General features: G+C 63.9%; 1 protein-coding gene. It reads right to left on the reverse strand.

What is annotated here, in order from left to right:
* A partial coding sequence (locus B3520_RS11360) for a Clp protease N-terminal domain-containing protein (RefSeq protein ID WP_286876086.1) occupies window positions 1–674 on the reverse strand: 674 nt, incomplete at both ends.

Below are 674 nucleotides of genomic sequence, written 5' to 3' on the forward strand. Positions count from 1 at the left end.
TCGCCGCGGTACTTGGCGCCTGCCACCATGGCGTTAATGTTGAGTTCGACCAGACGCTTGTCGCGCAGCGTCTCGGGCACTTCGCCGGCGACCATCCGCTGCGCCAGTCCTTCGACAATGGCGGTCTTGCCGACGCCGGGCTCACCGATCAACACCGGGTTGTTTTTCTTGCGCCGGGCCAGCACCTCGATGGTGGTCTCGATCTCCTGCGCACGGCCGATGACCGGATCGAGCTTGCCGTCACGCGCCATTTTGGTGAGGTCACGCGAGTACTTGTCGAGCTCAGGTGTGTTGGTCGGCGCCTCAGCGCGACCGTCCTCGGCCCCCTTACCGACCACCTTGCTCACCTGTTGACGCAGCGCCTGCGGTGTGAGGCCGTAACGGCGCAGCAGGTTGGCGGCCAAGCCTTCGCCTTCCTCGGCCAGCCCGATCAGGAAATGCTCCGGGCCGACATAGGAGTGGCTGAGTTCGTTGGAGGCCACGAAAGCGCGGCTGAGCGCGTCCTTGACGCGGGGCGACACGCCGATTTCGCCCTCGAACGGCTGCTCGCCACGCTTGGCTTCGGATTCGATTTGCCGCTTGAGGTCATCGACCTTGATCTTGAATTGCCCCAGGATGGTCTTCACCACGTCGCTGTCGGCGAGCGCCAACAGCAGGTGTTCGGTATCGACTTC

This window comes from Marinimicrobium sp. UBA4509, from assembly GCF_002388575.1.
Lineage (GTDB): Bacteria > Pseudomonadota > Gammaproteobacteria > Pseudomonadales > Cellvibrionaceae > Marinimicrobium > Marinimicrobium koreense.